The organism is Paraburkholderia sp. J7 (assembly GCF_905220155.1).
Taxonomy (GTDB): Bacteria; Pseudomonadota; Gammaproteobacteria; order Burkholderiales; family Burkholderiaceae; genus Paraburkholderia.
On record NZ_CAJMYZ010000005.1, the window covers coordinates 153,631 to 174,602 of the forward strand.

A 20,972-nucleotide genomic window follows, 5' to 3' on the forward strand; every position below is an offset into this window, starting at 1 on the left:
TCTCTTAAAGGAATACGGTTATGGCCGGTTCATCCAATGAAAAGCAGAACAGGAAGTGGCCAGCCCTCGCTCTTGCTCTCCTGGCGCTGCTCCTTGGCATTTACGTGATATTTCGCCTGGATACGGCTCCGCGCACGGACGACGCCTATGTGTCGGCCGATACGATCGACGTAGCCCCCGAGGTGAGTGGCCGTATTGTCGAGCTCGCCGTCAAGGACAATCAACGGGTTAAAAAGGGCGATGTGCTGTTTCGCATCGATCCTCGTACCTTCGAGAATGATCTGGCGCGATCCAACGCTTCGCTGGTTGCGCTCGACAAGCAAATCGAAACGGCCCGCAGAACGGTGAAGTCTCAGGAATACGCAGCCGAATCCGCGCGCGCCAAGGTGGAAAGCGCGCGAGCAACCGCCGCCAAGGCCGCGCAGACGTTCAAGCGTACCGAGCCGTTGCTGGCGCCCGGCTATGTGTCCAGCGAAGACCTGGACCAGGCGCGCACCGCAACGCGTACGGCCCAGGCCGATCTGGCGTCGGCCGAACAGCAGGCGCGCGAGGCTGAGGCCGCGGTGACGAGCGTCGAGGCCCTCGTGGCCCAGCGTGACGTCGTTCAGACCGAAATTGCCCTCGCGCAACTGCATCTGGATCAGGCGACGGTGCGCGCACCGTTCGACGGCCGGGTCGTGTCGCTGAAGACCGCCGTTGGGGAGTTCGCCTCGGCGCAGAAGGCCATCTTCACGCTCATCGACACGGGACACTGGTACGTGATGGCGAATTTTCGCGAAACAGAGCTGAAAGGCATTCGTCCCGGCATGGCGGCGACCGTCTATTTGATGAACGATTCGACCAGGCGTTTTCACGGCAAGGTCGACTCGGTTGGCTACGGTGTACTCCCCGACGACGGCGGAAGTGTGGTGGATGGCTTGCCCAAGGTGCAGCGCACGATCAACTGGGTGCGGGTTGCGCAGCGTTTTCCCGTCAAGATCCGCGTCGACAATGCCGATCCGGAGGCGTTTCGCATAGGCGCGTCGGCGGTCGCTCTGCTCGAGCACGCGCAAAGCGCCGGGACGAAGAAGGGGAGTTAGTTGCCATGACGACAACCGGGCCTTTCTCCGGAGAGTTATCGACGATCACGCGCTTTTTCAAGCTGGAGCTGGCCGACTATCCCGGTCGCATGGCGTGGACATTGCGTCTGCTGCTTATCGGCTTGCTTCTCGTTCTGATCTCGATGACATTGGGTGTGCCCTATCTGGTCTTGTCGATTGGGGCTGTCGCTTTCAACGTGGTGCAGCCCAACGTCGTGCTGACGCGGCTTGTCGGCATGACGTTCGTGATATCGACGTTTGTTGTCGTCGCGACCATTCTTCTGGTGCTCAAATTTGCATACGGATATCCGATGGTGCGCATTGTCGTGTCGTCGCTCATCTTTCTGGCATGCATGTACCTGATGCGCGTTCACAAGCTGGGGATTGTGTTTTTTGCGGTCGCGGTGGCCGTGCTCATCGGCCAGACCACTCCAGACTCGCTCGATTATCCGGAGATCGCCGTTCGCAGCTCAATGTGGATGGGCATGTCGTTTCTCTATCCGGTGATCGTCATCTGGATTGTCTATGGCTGGTTTTTTCCCGCGGAGCCCCTGCGCCAATTGCAGGAGGAGGTTGGTCGGCAGGTATCGGATATCGCCGCACGCCTTGAGCGGGGCGCAACCCCGGAGGGCGGCACGACCGCGCTGACTCAAGGCAATCTGGACGCGGCAGCCGGGAGGTTGCAGAAACTGCATGGGTTTGCCGCCATGCGCAGTGCCCGCTATCGGTCGGCGCAAGCTTACTGGAAAGTCTGCATTGATGCGGTGTCCTACATGCATGGCGTGGTATGCAGTGCTTCCGGAGTGAATGAACTGGGTTCCAGCGATCACGCACGCCGTTTGCTGGCCGGTTTGCGAGATCAGGTCGAGGCCTTGAACCGATCCTTTATCGACCTGACGCCGTATCGGTCCGACTGGAAGCCGACGGCAGAGGAAGCCGACCAGTACGAGCAACTCGGTTTGGGCGGCGTCTGCAGAGCGCTGCAGGAGCTGGCGCGTCTCGACCCGGCGCAGTTGACCATGCCGCCAGCCAGGAAAGGCGGCATGTTCGTGCCCGATGCGTTCACCAATCCGGCTTACCTTCGCTTTGCCCTGAAGACGCTACTCGCAAGCCTGATTTGCTATGTGTTCTATCACAGCGTTGATTGGGACGGTATTCACACCAGCATGATCACCTGCGGTCTGGTCGCCAATCCTACTCAAGGCGCGACTTCCCGAAAGCTCATACTGCGCTTCGGTGGCGCGCTCATGGGCGGGGCTTTGGCGCTGCTGTGCAGCGTGACCGTCCTTCCCCGGATAGACGACATCGTGAGCCTCCTTTTGATGGCGGCGCCTGTGTTCTTTGTCGGTGCGTGGATCGCTGCGGGTTCCGAGCGCTCGTCATACATCGGCATACAGATGGTGGCGACGTTCTGCATCGCGGTCATGGCGGATCAAGGTCCCAATGTCGATCTCACCGAAATTCGGGACCGTGCCATGGGCATCTGGATTGGTACGGCAGTCTCGGCAGTGGTGTACACCATGCTCTGGCCGGAAAGCGAAGCCGGCACGCTCCGCCAGAAACTGGTCGATCTCGTCAGGCAGCTCGGCCGGCTCGTGGCCCAGCCCATTAAAGGCGCAGCCGACGAACAGTTGCACTATCTGCAGCAGAGGGAGGCTTGCCATATGGCGATCGTGGCCTGCGAGGAGACGCGTAATCGCGTGTTTCTCGAGGACACGCGGCCGCATGGCGAGCGACGAGCGTTGCTGGAGAACGGCGACCAGGTGCTCGAGCAAAGCCGCGCCATGCTCCAGTCGTGGGACGCGTTGCGAGACGGTCTTGCAGCGCAGCGGGAGGGGGATGCCACCCAGCGCAATTCGACAGCCTGGCAGGAGAGGGTACAGGCGCGGCTGCAGCGCTATGCCGAGGGGATGGCGGGCGAACCGGCAGAAGCCACGCATGTCCTGTTCGGCCGCGATGACGCCATCGAGGTTCCGCGTCTCGCCGCGAAAGCGGAGCGACTCATGGACGATATTCGCGATCTGCCGGAATGGGGTGGACCTCAAACCGGCGCGCCGCTCATTTATATGCCGGGTAAGTAAAGGTGTCGTGTAATGACGTTTAAAAGAAAAGCTCTGCGCATTTCCGGCGCCTTCCTCATCACGGGGCTGATGTCGAGTTGCGCGTTAATCCATCACGACACGGCGCCACACGCGCAAATCGCCGCAAAGGACATCAAGCTGGCCAGCGACATTCATCTCGCGAGTGACGGATGGCCCGACGCGCAATGGTGGACACGCTTCAACGATCCGCAGCTCGACGCTCTCATTGAACGAGCGTTGGCCGGCTCGCCAACCATGGCTACGGCCCGATTGCGTGTGACGCAAGCCCAGGCGCAGGTTGATGAAGTCAGGGCCGAAGGCGGCCCGCAGATCGGCGGTCTGGGCGTCGTGATGCGTGGACGCGGCCCGGCCAGTGGCTTTCTGGTACCGATGAGCCCTTGGTACACCGCAGGTTTGCTCGGCGTATTCGGTACGTGGACTATCGACCTGTGGGGCAAGAATCGGTCGTCTGTCCGGGCCGCGATTGGCGAGGAGAACGCAAGTGTTGCTGAGGCGGCCTCGGCGCAGCTCGGCCTGGCCACTGGCGTCGCCCAGGCCTACTACTCGATGCAGATGAGCTACCGGCAGCTCGATCTTTTCCAGCAATCGAAACAAGTCCTCGAGTTCATCGTGCAGGCGCACCAGGACAAGTATGCGCGCGGCGTCGAGGCGCGAACGTCGTTGCAGTCCGCGCGTGCCCAGTTGCTCGCGCTCGAGCAGCAGGTAACCGCCGCGCGTAGCCAGATTCTGGAAACGCGGGAGGGCATTCGGGCACTGATTGGCGCAGGCGCGGACGACATGCCCGAGATCAAGCCAGCGCCGTTGCCTGAAGCGGTGTTGTCCGGTGTCCCGAGCACGCTGTCTTATGCGTTGCTGGCAAGGCGCGCCGATCTGCAGGCCATGCGTTGGGAGGTGGAGTCGTCGCTCGATCAGGTCGAGGCAGCCAAGGCGGCCTTCTACCCGAGCCTGAATATCTCGGCGTTTTATGGATTGAATGCCATTCCCCTGTCCAAGCTGTTCAAGAGTGCGAGCCAGCAGGTCAATCTGATTCCCGGACTCTATCTGCCGATCTTCGACAGCGGCAGTCTGAATGCGCAATTGCATAGCGCTCGGGCGTCGAGCGACATCAAGATCGAACAGTACAACCAGGCCGTACTCGACGCGGTACGTGACGTCGCGGTGAACGGCAGTCAATTGCAGACGCTGGCCGACAAGCGCAAGTTGCAGGCGGACAAACTGGAAGCCACGCGCTATTCCCAAAGTGCCGCCGAAGCGCGGTACGAGCAGGGATTGGGGAGCCGGCTTGCCGCCATGGAGGCTCGCTTGCCCGTTATCGAGGAACAGGCCAGCTTGCTGTCTATCGACGGACAGTGGGTCAATCAGCAGATCGCCCTGATCAAGGCTTTGGGCGGTGGATATGACGCCGAGGCGCCCGCCAGCCAGGTTGCGCAATGAACTGGCGACATCGAACGGCGTTGGGCCTGCCGTGTCGTGCCTCGACGAGCGGCATGAATCACAGGCAGGTAGAGAGCCTGCTCTAAAAGCGCGCGGGCATAAAAAAACCAGCCAGGGCTTGCGCCCGAGGCTGGTTTGTGCAGCGTGTAGTTTTTAGCTGCGCGGTCTCGCTCGCTTCGCCGGAATGGCTCGTCAGCCAGTTCCGGCGCCGGGCCGAAGCCCGGACTAAAGCGTTGCTTAGAACTTGTGGCGGATGCCCAGGCTGACCAGGGTCTGCGAGCTCGAAGCCGAGTTGTAGCCGTACGAACCGATCGATGCAGTGGCTGCCGTGCCTGCCGGTGCGCCCGGTTGCTGGCCGTTGGCGTGTTGCCATGCTGCGACGCCGTAGAAGTCGGTGCGCTTCGACAGGTTGTAGTCCGCGCCGATCGAAATCTGGTTGTACGTGTTCGACGACTCGCCAGCGCCGTGCGTCCAGGTGTAGCCGAGGCCGAGCAGCAGGGCCGGGTTCAGCTGGTAGCCGAAGAAGCCAGCAGCGACGTTGTAACGCTGGGTCGAATCGAACGTCGAGAAGCCGTCAGGACGGACTTGAACGTTGCTGTAACGTGCGCCGAACGTGAACGGGCCTGCAACGTATTGCGCAGCGATCGCAGCGGTGCCAACCGACTTCGCCGATGCGTAGGCGCCGTTGATATCGCTGTCGAACATGGCGCCCGAGGTTGCGCCGCTTGCCCAGCCCACCGAGGGCACGCCGTTGCTCGTCGTCGTACGCGCAGCGAGCGACGAAGCGTTGTCCATGCGGAAGTAGCCAGCGGCGACGTTGAACGAGCCGACGCCGTACGTAGCAGCCGCGCCCCAGCTCTGACCCGAACCGGTCGAGCCAGCCACGCCGCCCAGTGCGTACATGCCTTCGAACTGGAAGCCTTGCAGGTTCGGCGAAACGTACTTGATGCCGCTGTTCGTGCGCGAGCTGTTGTCGTTGTTGTCGACGTCGCCCGGGGTTGCGAACGTGCTGCCGAAGTAGTTGTCAGCCGTCAGCGGCTGAACCATGTCGACCAGCGGGTCGTACTGGCGGCCAAGCGTGAACGTACCGTATTGCTCGTGCGTCAGGCCAACGAATGCCTGGCGGCCGAACATCAGGCCACCTTGACCGAGCTTGCCGGTGTTGATGTCAAAGCCGTTTTCCAATTGGAAAATTGCCTTCAGGCCGCCGCCCAGATCTTCCGTACCCTTCAGGCCGAAACGGTTACCCGAGATGTTGCCGCCGAAGAGGGAGACCAGATTGGAATTCTTGCCGTTGGCGTCCTGGACGTTGTTGGCCCACTGGATCGATTCGTCGATCACACCATAGAGGGTCACGCTGCTTTGAGCGTGCGCGGTGCCAGCAGCGGCCAAGAGGGCCAGCGAGAGGGTCGAGAGAGCGACTCGTTTCATTCTGTTTTCTCCACGCAGAAATTGTGTAGTTGTTGCGCGATGGAGAATAACGCAGCAGGTCAGGCGACCTGAACTGAAAAAATAAAGTTTGTCGCAAAAACCTGACACCGGCCAGAATCCCTTGTCAGACGGGGGCTGCGTCGATTATGCCGATTTCAGAAATATTGGATTGTTGACCGAGCATTATTGTCGTTTTTGATAAAAGTTCCGTAAACGACTGTTATTTTTTTGGCTTGCTGCGACCATTGGAAGCAGCCTCGATTGGCCCGGCTTCGTGAGGGTGACGGCGCCTGCCAACGGCCGTCATGGCGAGCGCCGCGCTCGCGGCGAACAGCACCGAACTCCACGGATGGCGCTTCACATAGCGGTCGGCGGCGGCCACCGTGCGGCCCGCCTGGACCAGCGTGAGCGCAGCCGCGTAGGTGGCGCTGTCCTCCATGCGCACGACCGAACGGCGAATCTGCAGCCCCGACTTCATCGTCCCGAACGCTCCGCCACGCGCACTCGCGAGCCCTACCGCGCCGAGCGGAGTTTCCGATAGTGTCGATTTGTCTGCCGCAACGGCCGCCGCCAGGGCCGCGGGCATTGCCGTGGCTGCTGGACTGCCGTTTCCGATCGGCACGGCCAACGGCTGCGGGGCCGCGGCAGAACGGTCCGCCTGCTTCGTGTCGTGGCGCGCGACGATGGTGGAGGCGGCGAGCACCGAGGCCAGCTTGGCGCGGCTGCCAGGCGGTGTTTCCTCAAGGAAACCCCACGCGCCGCGCGGGTCGTGCAGGCGACCGCGCGCCGCCGAGAATTCGGCGCCGAGCAGCAGCACTGCCGCCGAAAAATAGAGCCACATGAGCAGCACCGCTAGCGAGCCGGCGGCGCCGAACGCCGTTGCCATGCCCGCGTGCGCGAGATAGAGCGCAAACAGCTTCTTGCCCGCCGAGAACAGCACGGCAGCGACGATGCCGCCCACCATTGCGTCGCGCCAGCGCACGTCGGCGTCGGGCAGGAAGCGCAGCAGGGCGCCGAATGCGACGGCCAGCACCACGAGGCCCACCCCCAGTTGCATCAGGTTGCCGATGATCACATAAGGAGAATTGCCCCAGAGCCACTGGCCGACGAAGGTGATGGCCGTGTCGAGCACGAGCGAGACGATCAGCAGGAACGCGACGCCCAGCACGAGGCTGAATGAAATGAGGCGCACGCGCACGAGCGCCAGCACGCTGGAGGGGCGCTGCCCGTCCGGCGGCCAGACGATATTCAGCGCGGAATTGAGCGACGAGAAGGTTGCGGACGCGCCGATCACGAGCAAGCTGAGCGAGATGATCGCCGCGACACCGCCCTTGCCGCCCGCGCGGTGCGCGTTCTGCACGATGGTGGTGATGCCGGCGGCCGCGTCGTTACCGAGCACATTGTGGACCTGGCGGAAGAGTTCGCCGCGTGCGGCGTCGTCGCCGAAGAACCAGCCGGCTACGGCAATCACCATGACGAGCGTGGGCGCGAGCGAAAACGCCGAATAAAACGCGATACTCGCCGCGAGCGACGGGCACCGGTTGGCAATGAACTGGCGCAGCGCGCCCACCACCCACGACGCTTCCTTGCGTGCGGCATGCTGCAGTCGTTCGGAGGAAAGCGTTGACATGAGGGAGCGCCCCGAAGTGGTTCTTCCGTGGTTCGTTTCGTCACACACCTGGCTCATTCGCCATCCAATATTAGCAAGCGTGGTTCCCGGGCGGCCTCGCGCTGTACGCGTGCAAAGCTCGCGAACATCCAGCGCGATCCGTCGCCCAAAACGTCTTATACTGAAAAAACCCACAACCAGGCCGAGGACGAATCATGCTGCAGATGTCCCGGCGTCAGTTTCTCAAGGTCACGGCAACGTCGCTGGCGGGTTCCAGCCTCGCGCTGATGGGTTTCGCGCCCGACAACGCGCTTGCCGAGGTTCGACAATACAAACTGGCGCGCACCACTGAAACCCGCAATACCTGCCCGTACTGCTCGGTCGGTTGCGGGATCCTCATGTACGGTCTCGGCGATGGCGCGAAGAACGCGACGGCGAGCATCATCCACATCGAAGGCGATCCGGATCACCCCGTCAATCGCGGCACGCTGTGCCCGAAGGGCGCGAGCCTCATCGACTTCATCCACAGCGAGAGCCGCCTGAAGTACCCCGAGTATCGAGCGGCGGGTTCGAACGAGTGGAAACGTATCTCGTGGGACGAGGCGCTCGACCGCGTTGCGAAGCTGCTGAAGGAAGATCGCGACGCGAACTTCGTCGAGAAAACGGCGGACGGCAAGACCGTGAACCGCTGGCTGACCACCGGAATGCTGGCGGCATCGGCGGGCAGCAACGAAGTCGGCTATCTCACGCACAAAGTGGCCCGCAGCATGGGCCTGCTCGCATTCGACAACCAGGCGCGTGTCTGACACGGCCCGACGGTGGCAGGTCTTGCCCCGACGTTTGGCCGTGGAGCGATGACGAACCATTGGGTCGACATTCGCAATGCGGACGTGATTCTGGTGATGGGCGGCAATGCGGCCGAGGCGCACCCGTGCGGCTTCAAGTGGGTCACGGAGGCGAAGGCGCACCGCAAGGCGCGGCTCATCGTGGTGGACCCGCGTTTCAATCGCACGGCATCGGTCGCGGACTTCTACGCGCCGATCCGCACCGGCACGGACATCGCGTTCCTTGGCGCCGTGATCAACTATTTGCTCACGAACGACAAGATCCAGCACGAGTACGTGAAGAACTACACCGACTTCTCGTTCATCGTGCGCGAGGATTTCGCGTTCAACGACGGCATTTTCTCGGGCTACGATCCGCAGAAGCATGCGTACCCGGACAAGTCGTCGTGGAACTACGAGATCGGCGACGACGGTTTCGTGAAGACTGACGACACGCTGCAGAACCCGCGTTGCGTGTACCAGTTGCTCAAGCAGCATTACTCGCGCTACACCGCCGACATGGTCGAGAAGGTGTGCGGCACGCCGAAGGACAAATTCCTCAAGGTGTGCGAAATGCTTGCGAGCACGGCCGAGCCGGGCCGCGCGTGCACGATCCTGTATGCGCTCGGCTGGACCCATCACTCGATCGGCGCGCAGATGATCCGCACCGGCGCGATGGTGCAGCTGCTGCTCGGCAACATCGGCATTGCGGGCGGCGGCATGAATGCGCTGCGCGGCCACTCGAATATTCAGGGGCTCACGGATCTCGGGCTGATGTCGAACCTGCTGCCGGGCTACATGACGCTGCCGTTCGAAGCGGAGCAGGACTACGACGACTACATCAAGAAGCGCGCTTCGCAGCCGATGCGGCCGAACCAGCTCAGCTACTGGCAGCACTATGGCGCGTTCTTCGTGAGCTTCATGAAGTCGTGGTGGGGCGCCGCGGCCACGAAGGACAACAACTGGGGCTACGACTGGCTGCCGAAGCTCGACAAGCCCTACGACCTGCTGCAGACCATCGAGCTGATGAATCAGGGCAAGGTCAACGGTTATATCTGCCAGGGCTTCAACGTCATCGCATCGGCGCCGGACAAGGCCAAGACGCTTTCGGCGCTCGGCAAGCTCAAGTGGCTCGTGATCATGGACCCGCTCGCCACCGAGACTTCCGAGTTCTGGAAGAAGTTCGGCGACTATAACGATGTCGATTCCGCCTCGATCCAGACTGAGGTGTTCCGCCTGCCAACCACGTGCTTCGCCGAGGAGTATGGCTCACTCGTGAGTTCGAGTCGCGTGCTGCAGTGGCACTGGAAAGGCGCGGAGCCGCCGGGCGAGGCGCGCAGCGATCTCGAGATCATGTCGGGCCTGTTCCTGCGCATCCGCGCGGCGTACCAGAAGGACGGCGGCAAGCTGCCCGATCCGATCGTCAAGCTCGACTGGCCGTACTCGGATCCTGCCAGCCCCACGCCGGAAGAACTCGCGAAGGAGTACAACGGACGTGCGCTCGCCGACCAGACCGATGCGAAGGACCCCACCAAGGTGCTCGTGAAGAAGGGCGAGCAGCTTGCGGGCTTCGCCCAACTAAAAGACGATGGCACGACGTCGAGCGGCTGCTGGATCTTTTGCGGCGCGTGGACCCAGGCGGGCAACCAGATGGGCCGGCGCGACAATTCGGACCCAACGGGCATTGGCCAGACGCTGAACTGGGCCTGGGCGTGGCCGGTGAACCGGCGCGTGCTCTACAACCGCGCCTCGTGCGATACGGCGGGCAAGCCTTTCGATCCCACCCGCAAGCTGATCGGCTGGAACGGCAGCGCCTGGACGGGCGCGGACATCCCCGACTTCAAGGTCGACGAATCGCCGGATCAGGGCATGGGGCCGTTCATCATGAACCCGGAGGGCGTAGCGCGCTTTTTCGCTCGCGACGGCATGAACGAGGGCCCATTCCCCGAGCACTACGAACCATTCGAGAATCCGCTCGGCTATAACCCGTTCCATCCGAACAACCCGCTCGCCACGAACAACCCGGCGGCGCGCGTGTTCCCCGACGACCGCAAGACATTCGGGACCGTGCAGCAGTTCCCGCATGTGGCGACCACGTATCGGCTTACCGAGCACTTCCACTTCTGGACCAAGCATGCGCGGTTGAACGCGATCATCCAGCCGCAGCAGTTCGTCGAGATCGGCGAGGCGCTGGCGAAGGAGGTGGGCGTGGTGGCGGGCGACCGCGTGAAAGTGTCGAGCAATCGCGGCTATCTGATCGCCGTGGCCGTGGTGACCAAGCGCATCAAGCCGCTCACGATCGAGGGCAAGACCGTGCATACCGTTGGCGTGCCGCTGCACTGGGGCTTCAAGGGGCTCACGAAACCGGGCTATCTGACGAATACGCTTACGCCACCCGTGGGCGACGGCAATTCGCAGACGCCCGAGTTCAAGTCGTTCCTCGTGAAGGTCGAAAAGGCATAGGGGGCGCGAACCATGGCATTTCAATCACTCGACGTCAGACGCATTTCCGCCACGACTACGCCCCCACCCGGCGTGCGCGAGCCGGTCACGGGCACGGTCGCGAAGCTCATCGACGTGACCAAGTGCATCGGCTGCAAGGCGTGCCAGACCGCGTGCATGGAATGGAACGACCTGCGCGACGAGATCGGCGTCAATACCGGCGTCTACGACAATCCGCACGACCTTAGCGAGCATTCGTGGACCGTGATGCGCTTCGCGGAATACGAGAACCCGAATGGCAACCTCGAATGGCTGATCCGCAAGGACGGCTGCATGCATTGCGACGATCCGGGCTGTTTGAAGGCGTGCCCGTCGCCGGGCGCGATCGTGCAGTACACGAACGGCATCGTCGATTTCCACGAGGAAAACTGCATCGGCTGCGGCTATTGCATCACGGGCTGTCCATTCAATATTCCACGTCTCTCGAAGACCGAGCACCGCGTGTACAAATGCACGCTTTGCTCGGACCGCGTGGCCGTGGGGCAGGAGCCGGCCTGCGTGAAGACCTGCCCGACCGGCGCGATCGTGTTCGGCACCAAGGAAGACATGAAGCAGCACGCGGCCGAGCGCATCGTCGACCTCAAGGAGCGCGGCTTCGAAAACGCGGGGCTTTACGACCCGCAAGGCGTGGGCGGCACGCACGTGATGTACGTGCTGCATCACGCAGATCAGCCCTCGCTCTATCACGGCCTGCCCGACAACCCGCGCATCAGCCCGATGGTGCGGCTCTGGAAGGGCATCGCCAAACCGGTCGCACTCGGCATCATGGCGCTCACGGCGCTGGCCGGCTTCTTCCATTACACGCGCATCGGCCCGAACGAAGTGACGGCGGAAGACGAAGCCGCCGCGCGCGACGAGGCGCGGCGCATCCGTGGCGAACCACCCGAGGAGCGCAACGATGAAAGACGATGAACCGCAACTGATCGAGCGCTACACGCCCAACGAGCGCAGCAACCACTGGATCACCGCGATCTGCTTCATTTTGCTCGCGATCTCGGGGCTCGCGATGTTTCATCCGGCCATGTCGTGGCTTTATGCGGTGCTCGGCGGCGGCCAGTGGACGCGCATTTTGCATCCGTTCATCGGCGTCGTGATGTTCGTCTCGTTCCTGATCCTGGCGCTGCGTTTCTGGCACCACAACTATCTGGACAAAGACGACATCCAGTGGATGAAGCAGATGGGCGACGTGCTCAACAACCGCGAAGACCGGCTGCCCGAGATCGGCCGATACAATGCGGGACAGAAGCTGTTATTCTTTACGATGGTGGTTTGCCTCGTGCTGTTGCTCTTGAGCGGCATCGTGATCTGGCGGCGGTATTTCTCGTTCTATTTCCCGATCGAGATTATCCGGCTCTCTTCAGTGGTGCATGCGGTCGCGGCGTTCGTGCTGATATGCGGCATCATCGTCCATATTTATGCCGCGCTATGGGTGAAGGGATCGATCGGCGCCATGACGCGCGGTTACGTCACCTGGGGCTGGGCGAGAAAGCATCATCCGCGCTGGTTCCGCGAGAGCATCAAGTAACGCACAGGCTGCGCGCCGCCTGCCGTCAAGGCAGGCGCGGCGCGAGCGGCAAACCGCCGGCGCCCGCAAGGGCACGGCGGTTTTTTCTTGGTGAAGCCGTTCTGGAGCAGACCCGTCGTGACGCAACGCATTCTCGACCCGCAGCAAATCGAATCGCTCGACCCAACGGCCATTCCGCGCATCCGTCTGCCCGAGCGCTTCGCCTTTTTCAGCACGCGCGCCGTGCGCCTGCGGCATCTCGCGGACCACAATCCGATTGGCGGCTATGTGCGATTGATGGCGGCGCTCGTCGACGCGCAGCAGGAGGCGCTCGAACAGTGCAGCGCGGCCATGCCTTCGCGCGAAGCTATTGTGAACGCGCAGCATCACTGCATGCCGATCCTGCCGGCGCTTTCGGGCGAGCGTGATCCGCAATGGCGCGCGGTGCTATACCGTCTCGCCGATCGCGTTGAAGCCGCGGGCGCCGTCGCGCCTGCGCTCGCAAAAGTGCTCGCCGAACTGCGCGCCATGAATCAAACGCAACTCGACGCCCAGGCCGACGCGGTTCTCGCGCAGCGCTACACCGAAGTCGCGCCCGCCACCGCGCCGTTCATCATGGCCGCGCTGCAGGTGGTGTGGACCGACCTCGCGAGCCGCATCGACGTGCGGGACATTCCCTATGTCGACACACCGGGCGTATGCCCCGTGTGCGGCTCGCCGCCCGTTGCCAGCATCGTGCGCATTGGCGGCGCGTATCAGGGCTATCGGTATGTGCAATGCGGCCTGTGCGGCACCGAGGCGCACGTGGTGCGCGTGAAGTGCACCAACTGCGACTCGACCAAGGGCATTGCGTATCACGGTATCGAAGGCGGCAATGCCGCACTCAAGGCCGAATCGTGCGACGAGTGCCAGACGTACCGGAAGATCGGCTATCAGGAGAAGGATCTCGACTTCGAGCCGCTCGCCGACGACCTCGCTAGCCTCACGCTCGATTTGCTGATGAGCGACGCGGGCTACCGCCGCGCGAGCCCGAATCCGCTGCTATGGCCCGAAGTGCCTGCCGACCAGTAAAGGAGTCGCGCACACCATGAGTGAAACCGTGGGACAAGCAGCGGAGCACGATGCACGCACGCTCAATGCGCTGCTCGCAACCATGCCGGCGGTCGAGCGGGTGATCGCCTCGGAGCAGGCGCAGCCGCTGATCGCACAATACGGACGCACCCAGGTGCTGGACGCGATACGCGCCACGCAGGACGCCTGGCGTCTTGACGCGCGAGCCGGTGTATTGACGAATGAAGACAAGGATACCGAACCGTTTTCGCTAGAGCGCATCATTGCGGCCACCTCGCGGCGGTTGACCGAACGCACGCAAAGCCGCCTGCGTCCGGTCTTCAATCTCACGGGCACGGTGCTCCACACGAATCTCGGCCGCGCACTGCTCCCCGACGAGGCAGTAAAAGCCGTGGTGCAGGCGCTCACGCAACCCGCGAACCTCGAATTCGATCTTGCGAGCGGCAAGCGCGGCGACCGCGACGATCTGATTGACTCGCTCATCTGTGAACTGACGGGCGCCGAGGCCGCGACTGTCGTCAACAACAACGCGGCGGCGGTGCTGCTGTTGTTGAGCGCACTGGCCAATCGCAAGGAGGTCGTCGTTTCGCGTGGCGAACTGGTCGAGATTGGCGGCGCGTTTCGCATTCCCGACATCATGAGCCGGGCGGGCGCACGGCTGCGCGAGATTGGCACGACGAACCGGACGCATCTCAAGGACTATGAAGCCGCGATCAACGTGCGCACGGCGCTGCTGATGAAGGTGCATTGCAGTAACTATGCGATCAGTGGCTTTACGAAGAGCGTCGAACTCGATGAACTCGCGCCGCTGGCGCGGCAGCATGGCTTGCCGATAGCGGTCGACCTGGGCAGCGGGACGCTTGTCGATCTCGCACAGTGGGGCTTACCCGCCGAGCCCACCGTGCGCGCGACCGTGGAAGCGGGCGCGGACCTCGTGACCTTCAGCGGCGACAAACTGCTGGGCGGCCCTCAGGCGGGGCTGATCGTCGGACGCAAAGAGCTTATTGCGAAGATCAAGAAGCACCCGCTCAAGCGCGCGTTGCGGGTGGGTAAGCTCACGCTCGCCGCGCTCGAACCGGTTTTGAGGCTCTATCAGGCGCCTGAATTCTTGCACGAGCGGCTGACTACGCTGCGCCTGCTCACACGTCCCGCCGCGCAAATGCAGGAGGCCGCGCAGCGCGCGCTGCCCGCGCTGCAGCGTGCGGTTGGCGACGCGTATGCCGCGAGCGTCGAGCCGATGTTCAGCCAGATCGGCAGCGGCGCGTTGCCCGTGGACGTGCTGCCGAGCAGCGGGCTCGTCGTGCGCCATGCGGGCAAGGGCGGCAGTGGCCGCGCGCTGCTCAAGCTCGAACGCGCCTTGCGCGAACTGCCTCGGCCCGTGATCGGCCGCATTGCCGACGACGCCCTGCATCTGGACCTGCGCTGCCTCGAACCGGCGGACGAAGCGGCGTTCGTTGCGCACCTCGCGGAGCTGCGCCTGTGATTGTCGGCACGGCGGGGCACATCGACCACGGCAAGACCACGCTGGTCCGTGCGTTGACCGGCGTCGACACCGACCGCCTGAAGGAAGAGAAGGCGCGCGGCATTTCGATCGAGCTGGGTTACGCGTACCTGCCGCTCGCCAATGGCGACGTGCTTGGCTTCATCGACGTGCCTGGCCACGAAAAGCTCGTGCATACGATGGCGGCGGGTGCATGCGGTATCGACTTCGCCTTGCTCGTGATTGCCGCCGACGACGGCGTGATGCCGCAAACGCGCGAGCATCTCGCCATTCTGCAACTGCTGGGTGTGCAGCAAGGCGCCATTGCGTTGACCAAAACCGATCGCGTGGATGCGGCGCGGCTCGACGCGGTGCGCGCCGAAATCGCCGCGTGGCTCGCTAACACGATGTTTGCGGGCGCACCGGTCTTCGAGACGAACGCAGCGCAGCCGCACGACGAAGGCGTCGCGCGCCTCGACGCCTGGCTGCGCGAGCGCGCGAGTACGTGGCGCGCGCGACGAGACGATGGCCTTTTTCGCCTGGCGGTGGATCGCGTCTTTACGCTGGCGGGCCAAGGGACGGTGGTGACGGGCACGGTATTCGCCGGGTGCGTACGAGCCGGCGACACGCTCATGCTTGCACCCGCCGGCACGCCCGCGCGCGTACGCGGCCTGCACGCGCAGAATCGTGCGGTACAGGCCGGTGACGCGGGCCGCGCCGGCCAGCGTTGCGCGCTGAATCTCGCGGGCATCGACAAGGAGCAGATCACGCGCGGCGACTGGATCGTCGATGCGCGTCTCGCTGAGCCTGCCATGCGGCTCGACGTCGAACTGCGCTTGCTCGACGATGCAGACGTGACGTTGCAGCACTGGTCGCCGCTTCATGTGCACCTGGGCACGACGCATCGTGTTGCAAACGTCGCGCTGCTCGAAGGCGAAACGCTCGCACCGGGTGCAGTCGCCCGCGTGCAACTCGTTTTCGACGCACCGTTGCACGCGCTGCCGGGAGACCGGTTTATTGTTCGCAACGCGCAGGCAAACCACACCATAGGTGGCGGCCGCGTGCTCGATCCATTCGGCCCGTCGCGCCGGCGCAGAACGGCCGAACGACGCGCATGGCTCGACGCGTTGCGCACGTGGCTCGACGAAGCGAACCTCGCGCCGCTAATCGAAGAAGCGCCGCGCGGCATTGCGCGCGCGACGTTGGCCCAGTTGACCGGATACGACGATGCCGCGCTGGCATTGCCCGCCGATGCGATTTCAATCGCACCGCAAGGGCGCGACGACGAAGGCGCGGTGATCGCGCGTGCGCACTGGGTGAAGCTCGCCGAGCGCATTGTCGAAGCACTCGGAGAGTTTCATGCACGCTCGCCCGACGAGCAGGGGCCGGACGCGGCGCGTTTGCGGCGCATGGCGGCGCCGCTTGTGAGCGATGCGGTGTGGCGCGCCGCGATCGAAGCGCTCGAAAGCGAGGGGCGCGTGGCGCGCAGTGGCCCGTGGCTGCATTTGCCTTCGCATGCGGTAACGCTCGACGCCGACGACGAAGCGCTCGCGGCACGCCTCATGCCTTTGCTTGCGCAAGGGCGTTTCGATCCGCCGTGGGTGCGGGACCTCGCGCGCGAGACGGGTCAGCCGGAGGAGAAGGTGCGTGCGTTGCTGCGCAAGCTCGCACGCCTTGGTGTGGTGTATCAGGTCGTGCGCGATCTCTTTTACGATCGGGACGTGGTGCAGACGCTCGCTCGCGCCGTGGCGCAGATTGCGGCGGAGCAGGGCGGTGCCGTCAACGCTGCGGCGTTTCGCGACGCCACGGCGTTGGGCCGCAAACGGGCGATCCAGATTCTGGAGTACTTCGACCGCGTTGGATATACTCGCTTTCAGCGCGACACGCATCTGTTACGGCACGATAGCCGGATGCGAGAGTGGTTGTAGGCACATCGATGTGTGCTTTCGATTGCAGTTGCGGTTGAGGTTGGGTTCGACGAAGGAAGGCATTCGTATCCGGTGGTACGGCCGGGCTTCAAACCCGGTTGGGGGCGTCAGCCGCTCCCGGGTCGGTTCGACTCCGGCTGCCTTCCGCCAGTTCACGCTGTGGGGCCTAAAGCTGCTCCTGTAGAGTTCACCAATTAATGTCGTTTACGACACGAATTGGTTGTTTTGGAGCTAGCCCGATTTTTCGACAATGGGCTTCCTTGATTTTCGTCGAGTCTCCCGCGCGATAGGTTTGCAAGTGCCAATGCTTTCCTGTGGAACTTGCCAAGTTCAAAAGCGCTATCCGGGTACTCCCTGAACACGTCACGTTTGGCGCACAGATTTGCGGCGTGTGTCCAAGTCGTAAGTACCTGTCCTCGAAGGTGGGCCCGTTCCGATTGCGTTGTCGTGGCTGCTGTTCTTCGCAAGCGGCGTGCTGACAGGCATGTGGGCCTACGTGCCGGCCGTTGCCCCTTCGCCGGTCAGTATCGGCGCAACGAGCGGGCTCGTCACGCAGTTCACCCTGCTCGGCGTGCTGCTGAGCGGACCGATCTTCTTATCGGTGCTCTCCGCGCCTACGTCCACCCCGATCGTGATCGTGCTGCTCGTGGCAACCGTGCTATGCGCGTCGCGGTTGCCGATCGTGGCGCGCGTCCCGGTACCGCGCTGGCCGAGCGAAGCGCCCGAACAGGCTGCGGCGCTCGCCGTGAGGCACACAGGTAAGCGAATCGCGCCGACGCCGCTTGACGGTGAAATTGGTTTCCTTTAGCCGGACAAAGGCAGTCTGTCGACGAAGATTTCGCGCATGCTGCGTGACAGGCCGCCGCCATTCGGCGCGACAGCACTACAACAAAGCCTGGAGTCATCTTGAAGACGTTGAACGTCGATGTTTTTGTCGTGGGAGCGGGTCCGACCGGTCTTGCATGCGCTGCGCTGCTCGCGAAACAGGGTGTGAAGGTGCTCGCGATGACCCGCTATTCGGGGTTGGCCAGTTCCGCAAGCTCTTCATCCCGCCGGACGTCGTGCGGATAGGGCTGGGGCTCGAAGCGAACGACGTGTATGGAGAGTGGGCGCAGCTCAGCGGGATTGGCGATTCGGGGTGTCTGCTCGTGCGGCCGGACCGGCATATCGCTTTCCTCTCGGCAGGCAGGGTCGATGATCCTGAATCGACTCTTGAATCGGTGCTCAAGCAAATTCTCGCGCTGTGAGCCCCGATTTTGGCGCTGAGGGCCGGTGCCGGACGTCAGGCAGTGCACCGGACGAATCGTGAAGTTTCAAATAACAACGTCCGCACGGCGCGCTTTTCTGGCCTGCGTCGTGCGGCTCCCTTAGCGAACCCACGTTGAGGGCTAATCTGGAGATCGGAATGACCCGCATTCTTTCGCGTATGCTTGTTGCGGCCTCGCTTGCTGCATTTGCCGCAGGGTCTGCGCCCGCAGTATTCGCCGCCGGCGCGCCCGCCGTTAGCTGGGTCGTGCAAGACAAGGTCTCGGGGCAGGTTATCGAAATCGCGAAGCCCACGGGGACGGTGACGTTGGACGGCAATCATCCGTTCGAGGTCCGATTCATCGTGAAGGATCCTGGCCGGAATGGCGAACTGGCCATAGGGGGCAAGGTTGTGGCGCTCCAGTGTCACGGCGATAGTTCGACGGGCAAGGGGATTCACCGCGCTTTGCCACAACGCGTCGTGCCCGTCGTGCAAGGCCAACCGGGCGACATCTCTCTGGCGTTCAACGCGGGTGGCGTCACGCTGTGCCCCGGCGCCGACACGGGCGAGAGCCGCATCGAAGCGGGCAGAATAGTGATCCGCGGTTCAAGGATCGACAAGCGCGATACACGCTATCAAGCGACCGGCACGCTGACGATCAAGCTTGCGCCTGCCACGTCGAAATAAGGAAGGGAGGTGCAATCGCGGTTTCGACGAAGCTCGCCGCTACGATGCACGGCCGGAACCCGGTTGCACATGAGCGATACCCGCCGCGACAGGGGGTGTGCAGTGTGGCCGTCATTGTCCATCGTGTGAAGCCGGCATTTTCACTGGCGCTGGTTGCCTCCATTTGTATGCTCCTTCCAGCTGGGTCCTTGCGCCGCCGAAGGCTTACGTATGCGTTGGCTTGTCGCGTCCGCGTCCGTTGCTTCAGAAGATTTCCGCCTCGCCGCGATAGTCACTGCCTCTCCGTAAATTGAGCATGCTACTGACCTGTCACGCACGTCAGCCGAGTGCCTATTCGGACCCTCGTTTTACGAGGTGACTCTCCACGTCGGCAATGATTTAGTTATACCGAGTAAATGCTGGTTAGATAGTGCTCGATCAATTAGCTAACATACTAGCAAATTCGCGAGATCGCCAGATGCGCCGTAGATCGAGGGCGCTTCAAACAGTACACATCGCACTGATTTGGCGTCGCGCGCAGTGATTGTCCATCGCGCAGAAATCATGACCGCATGGAATCGGCGAGGGCTGGCTTTCATCCCGGAAGTCATGTTCGTATACCGGAAATCCAGCTGCAAGCGAAAAGCATGGCGCGATAATTTTCCAGTCGCGTGAATAGCGACGTCAAATAATCGGAGACATGTATGTCGCTGGAATATACGAGGGCCGCGACTTCGGCCCCAGCCGGAATTGACCCTGAGAAAATCTACGCGAAGGTGTCACGGCGCGTCATGCCGTTTCTCGTGCTTTCGTTCGTCGTGGCTTTTCTCGATCGCGTGAACATCGGCTTCGCGCAGTTGCAGATGAAGCACGACCTAGGCTTTTCCGATGCGGTTTATGGCTTGGCGGCGGGTATCTTCTTCATTGGCTATGTGCTGTTCGAGATACCGAGCAACTTGCTTCTGAACAGGATCGGCGCACGCAAGACCTTCAGCCGCATCATGATCTGCTGGGGACTGGTGTCGATGGGCATGGCGTTCGCGAGGACCCCGGCAACCCTTTACGTGCTGCGCTTCCTGCTCGGTGCTTTCGAAGCCGGATTCTTCCCCGGTATCGTCCTCTATCTCAGCTACTGGTATCCCGCGCGTTATCGGGCCTCCCGCACCTCGTGGATTTTTGCCGCGATGGCTGCGGCCGGCGTGGTTGGCGGACTCCTTGCCGGTATCATCATGACGCGCCTTGCGGGCGCCGCCGGGTTGCACGGCTGGCAGTGGCTGTTCGTGCTCGAAGGCATTCCGGCGGTTGTGCTCGGGGTAGTCGCACTGCTTTGGTTGACGGATTCTCCCGCGTGCGCCACCTGGCTGTCCGACGAAGAGCGTGCCTACCTGCTCGGCGTGCTCGAGTCGGAGCGTGTTGCACGTGAATTCGGCCGCGATACGCGCACTGCCACGCTTGCGGTGCTGTGCAATCCGGTGCTCTACACCATCAGCTTTGTCTATTTCACGGTGTGCAGCGTCACGATGGCGCTCAACTTCTGGTTGCCGACGCTCGTCAAGGAGGCGGGTTCAGGATCGTTGTCCAATACAGGAGTCCTGACTGCGGTGCCGTTCGTGACGGGTGTGTTGGCCATTATCGTGCTTGCGCGTCGGTCGGATCGTCTGCGGGAACGGCGCTGGCACTTCATTGCACCGACCGTGGCCGGCTGTCTGGCGCTCCTCGTGCTGATGTTTTTTAGACAAGATCTGTTGGGAACGATCGTACTGCTATGTATTGCGGTTGCCGGCACGTTTTCCGCACTGCCGGTGTTCTGGGCCATACCCCATGATTATCTGCCGAAGGGCGCGGCCGCTGGAGGCCTCGCGATGGTCAGCTCGCTGGGGTCGCTTGGCGCATTTTTCAGTCCGACGTTGATCGGATGGTCGAGAACATCGACTGGCTCGATGCTGCCGGCCCTGCTGCTCATTGTTTTCCTGTCGCTGGCGGCGTGTGTGCTGGTCTACCGCCTGCCTGGGTCGCGCGGCCGTGGTGAAAACACGGCTGGCACGTCGAATCTCGATGCCCATCAGGGCGTTCATTGAATAAAAACGGAGAAAGAA

General features: G+C 62.7%; 15 protein-coding genes and 1 tRNA gene. 14 read left to right on the forward strand and 2 right to left on the reverse strand.

The genetic code is table 11. The annotated features are described in order from the left end of the window. The first annotated feature begins 20 nt into the window (after window positions 1-20). Genes mdtN through U5A58_RS10130 form a run of 3 tightly spaced genes read left to right on the forward strand, consistent with a single transcriptional unit; the run spans window position 21 to window position 4,615 of the window. A complete protein-coding gene (mdtN, locus tag U5A58_RS10120; protein WP_321961336.1) occupies window positions 21-1,079 on the forward strand; it encodes a multidrug transporter subunit MdtN in 1,059 nt (352 codons plus the stop codon). A 5-nt stretch (window positions 1,080-1,084) separates the two neighbouring features. Further along, on the forward strand, window positions 1,085-3,160 hold the full coding sequence (locus tag U5A58_RS10125) for an FUSC family protein (protein ID WP_321961337.1): 2,076 nt from the start codon (window positions 1,085-1,087) through the stop codon (window positions 3,158-3,160). A 12-nt stretch (window positions 3,161-3,172) separates the two neighbouring features. Beyond that, window positions 3,173-4,615 carry an MdtP family multidrug efflux transporter outer membrane subunit gene (locus U5A58_RS10130; protein WP_321961338.1) on the forward strand — a complete coding sequence of 481 codons (1,443 nt, stop codon included), beginning with the start codon at window positions 3,173-3,175 and terminating at the stop codon, window positions 4,613-4,615. A gap of 237 nt (window positions 4,616-4,852) precedes the next feature. Here U5A58_RS10130 and U5A58_RS10135 read toward each other — a convergent pair whose 3' ends face one another. Both U5A58_RS10135 and U5A58_RS10140 read right to left on the reverse strand, forming a co-directional pair. Then, window positions 4,853-6,046 (reverse strand): porin, encoded by a 1,194-nt coding sequence (locus U5A58_RS10135; protein WP_321961339.1) that lies wholly within the window; start codon window positions 6,044-6,046, stop codon window positions 4,853-4,855. 220 nt (window positions 6,047-6,266) lie between these two features. Next, the gene (locus U5A58_RS10140; protein ID WP_321961340.1) at window positions 6,267-7,676 is read right to left on the reverse strand and encodes a YihY/virulence factor BrkB family protein; all 1,410 of its coding nucleotides are present in this window, start codon (window positions 7,674-7,676) and stop codon (window positions 6,267-6,269) included. 194 nt (window positions 7,677-7,870) lie between these two features. Between U5A58_RS10140 and fdnG the strand changes: the two genes are divergently transcribed. From fdnG to U5A58_RS10195, 11 genes are all read left to right on the forward strand, one after another. Further along, on the forward strand, window positions 7,871-10,942 hold the full coding sequence (gene fdnG, locus U5A58_RS10145) for a formate dehydrogenase-N subunit alpha (protein ID WP_321961341.1): 3,072 nt from the start codon (window positions 7,871-7,873) through the stop codon (window positions 10,940-10,942). A 12-nt stretch (window positions 10,943-10,954) separates the two neighbouring features. Beyond that, the gene (gene fdxH / locus U5A58_RS10150; RefSeq protein ID WP_321910571.1) at window positions 10,955-11,893 is read left to right on the forward strand and encodes a formate dehydrogenase subunit beta; all 939 of its coding nucleotides are present in this window, start codon (window positions 10,955-10,957) and stop codon (window positions 11,891-11,893) included. Next, window positions 11,880-12,506 carry a formate dehydrogenase subunit gamma gene (locus U5A58_RS10155; RefSeq protein ID WP_321910573.1) on the forward strand — a complete coding sequence of 209 codons (627 nt, stop codon included), beginning with the start codon at window positions 11,880-11,882 and terminating at the stop codon, window positions 12,504-12,506. Before fdxH ends, U5A58_RS10155 begins: the two co-directional genes overlap by 14 nt. A gap of 117 nt (window positions 12,507-12,623) precedes the next feature. Then, complete coding sequence (gene fdhE, locus U5A58_RS10160; RefSeq protein ID WP_321961342.1) at window positions 12,624-13,556, forward strand: formate dehydrogenase accessory protein FdhE; 933 nt, start codon at window positions 12,624-12,626, stop codon at window positions 13,554-13,556. Window positions 13,557-13,572: 16 nt separating this feature from the next. After that, a complete protein-coding gene (gene selA / locus U5A58_RS10165) occupies window positions 13,573-15,039 on the forward strand; it encodes an L-seryl-tRNA(Sec) selenium transferase (protein WP_321961343.1) in 1,467 nt (488 codons plus the stop codon). After that, window positions 15,036-16,964 carry a selenocysteine-specific translation elongation factor gene (gene selB / locus U5A58_RS10170; protein ID WP_321961344.1) on the forward strand — a complete coding sequence of 643 codons (1,929 nt, stop codon included), beginning with the start codon at window positions 15,036-15,038 and terminating at the stop codon, window positions 16,962-16,964. Before selA ends, selB begins: the two co-directional genes overlap by 4 nt. A 54-nt stretch (window positions 16,965-17,018) precedes the next feature. Continuing rightward, window positions 17,019-17,114: transfer RNA gene (locus U5A58_RS10175), tRNA-Sec, on the forward strand. A gap of 292 nt (window positions 17,115-17,406) precedes the next feature. Further along, window positions 17,407-17,772: a hypothetical protein gene (locus tag U5A58_RS10180; protein ID WP_321961345.1), complete on the forward strand. Its 366-nt coding sequence runs from the start codon at window positions 17,407-17,409 to the stop codon at window positions 17,770-17,772. Window positions 17,773-17,900: 128 nt separating this feature from the next. Then, entirely contained in the window at window positions 17,901-18,035 is a 135-nt protein-coding gene (locus U5A58_RS40840; protein WP_415774208.1) for an NAD(P)-binding protein, read from the forward strand. A 334-nt stretch (window positions 18,036-18,369) separates the two neighbouring features. Continuing rightward, window positions 18,370-18,897: a hypothetical protein gene (locus tag U5A58_RS10190; RefSeq protein WP_321961347.1), complete on the forward strand. Its 528-nt coding sequence runs from the start codon at window positions 18,370-18,372 to the stop codon at window positions 18,895-18,897. Window positions 18,898-19,580: 683 nt separating this feature from the next. Continuing rightward, on the forward strand, window positions 19,581-20,954 hold the full coding sequence (locus U5A58_RS10195; RefSeq protein WP_321961348.1) for an MFS transporter: 1,374 nt from the start codon (window positions 19,581-19,583) through the stop codon (window positions 20,952-20,954). The last annotated feature ends 18 nt before the right edge of the window (window positions 20,955-20,972 follow it).

What these genes read in the sequence shown, in the direction of transcription:
- mdtN (WP_321961336.1), top strand. Translation starts at nt 21, where the DNA reads ATGGCCGGTTCATCCAATGAAAAGCAGAACAGGAAGTGGCCAGCCCTC.
- U5A58_RS10125 (WP_321961337.1), top strand. Translation starts at nt 1,085, where the DNA reads ATGACGACAACCGGGCCTTTCTCCGGAGAGTTATCGACGATCACGCGC.
- U5A58_RS10130 (WP_321961338.1), top strand. Translation starts at nt 3,173, where the DNA reads ATGACGTTTAAAAGAAAAGCTCTGCGCATTTCCGGCGCCTTCCTCATC.
- U5A58_RS10135 (WP_321961339.1), bottom strand. Translation starts at nt 6,046, where the DNA reads ATGAAACGAGTCGCTCTCTCGACCCTCTCGCTGGCCCTCTTGGCCGCT.
- U5A58_RS10140 (WP_321961340.1), bottom strand. Translation starts at nt 7,676, where the DNA reads ATGTCAACGCTTTCCTCCGAACGACTGCAGCATGCCGCACGCAAGGAA.
- fdxH (WP_321910571.1), top strand. Translation starts at nt 10,955, where the DNA reads ATGGCATTTCAATCACTCGACGTCAGACGCATTTCCGCCACGACTACG.
- U5A58_RS10155 (WP_321910573.1), top strand. Translation starts at nt 11,880, where the DNA reads ATGAAAGACGATGAACCGCAACTGATCGAGCGCTACACGCCCAACGAG.
- selA (WP_321961343.1), top strand. Translation starts at nt 13,573, where the DNA reads ATGAGTGAAACCGTGGGACAAGCAGCGGAGCACGATGCACGCACGCTC.
- U5A58_RS10190 (WP_321961347.1), top strand. Translation starts at nt 18,370, where the DNA reads ATGACCCGCATTCTTTCGCGTATGCTTGTTGCGGCCTCGCTTGCTGCA.
- U5A58_RS10195 (WP_321961348.1), top strand. Translation starts at nt 19,581, where the DNA reads ATGTCGCTGGAATATACGAGGGCCGCGACTTCGGCCCCAGCCGGAATT.